General features: G+C 67.5%; 1 protein-coding gene. It reads right to left on the bottom strand.

The features are described 5' to 3' along the window. On the bottom strand, positions 1-1,223 hold a 1,223-nt coding region (locus tag JYA52_RS02725), incomplete at both ends, for a catalase (RefSeq protein WP_205651618.1).

The raw sequence follows: 1,223 nt of genomic DNA, 5'->3' as shown, positions 1-1,223 counted from the left end.
GCGGCTTCGGCGTCGGAGGTGCTTTCTCCTGCGCCGAGGTTGGCGCGGAGTTTGGCGCCGAGGTCGGCGTCGACGTTGGTCCAGTACTGGATGGCGCGTTCCTTGATGCCGGGGCTCTTCACGCCGCCCACGGCGCCGGTGATGGTCTCGAGCAGGCGGGCCTTGGCGGCGTCGTCGTAGACCTCGCGGTACAGGGTGCCGGCCTGGCCGAAGTCGCCGTCCTCGGCGTGCAGGGAGTGCGCGGCGAGGGTCAGTTCGCCGTCGTTCTCCCAGCCGCCGGCCGGGTTCTGCGGCTCGACGGCGGCGGGGCCGCCGACCGAGTTCGGGGCGTAGACCGGGGTGGACGGGGCGTTGAACAGGTAGCGTCCGGCGCCGTCCTGGCTGTAGTTGTTGACCTGGTTCTTGGGCTGGTTCACCGGGATCTGGGCGTGGTTGGTGCCCACGCGGTAGCGGTGCGCGTCGGCGTAGGAGAAGATCCGGGCCTGCAGCATCTTGTCCGGGGACGCGGCGATGCCGGGCACGAAGTTCGACGGCGCGAAGGTGGCCTGTTCGATCTGCGCGAAGTAGTTCTCCGGGTTCCGGTTCAGCTCCATGGTGCCGACCTTGATCAGCGGGTAGTCCGCGTGCGGCCAGACCTTGGTCAGGTCGAACGGGTTGAAGCGGTAGGTCTTGGCGTCCTCGTAGGGCATGACCTGCACGTGCAGGTCCCAGGAGGGCAGGTTGCCGGCTTCGATGTTCTCGTGCAGGTCCCGGATGTAGAAGTCCGCGTCGGAGCCGGCGAGGGCCTCGGCCTGCTCACCGGACATGGTCTTCACGCCCTGGTTGGACTTGAAGTGGTACTTCACCCAGAACCGCTCGCCGGCGGCGTTGATCCACTGGTACGTGTGCGAGCCGTAGCCCTGCATTTCCCGCCAGGACGCCGGCAGCCCGCGGTCACCCATCAGCCAGGTGACCTGGTGGGCGGACTCGGGGGAGAGGGTCCAGAAGTCCCACTGCATGTCCGCGTCACGCAGGTGCGTGCCGGGCAGGCGCTTCTGGGAGTGGATGAAGTCCGGGAACTTGATGCCGTCGCGGATGAAGAACACCGGGGTGTTGTTGCCCACGAGGTCGTAGTTGCCCTCGGAGGTGTAGAACTTCACCGCGAAACCGCGCGGGTCCCGCCAGGTGTCCGGGGAGCCGTTCTCGCCCGCGACCGAGGAGAAACGGATCAGCATCTCGGTCTC

It is taken from the genome of Arthrobacter pascens (assembly GCF_017052465.1).
GTDB classification, from domain to species: domain Bacteria; phylum Actinomycetota; class Actinomycetes; order Actinomycetales; family Micrococcaceae; genus Arthrobacter; species Arthrobacter pascens.
Note: the sequence above shows the minus strand (reverse complement) of the source record. Positions and strands in the feature narration are given on the sequence as shown.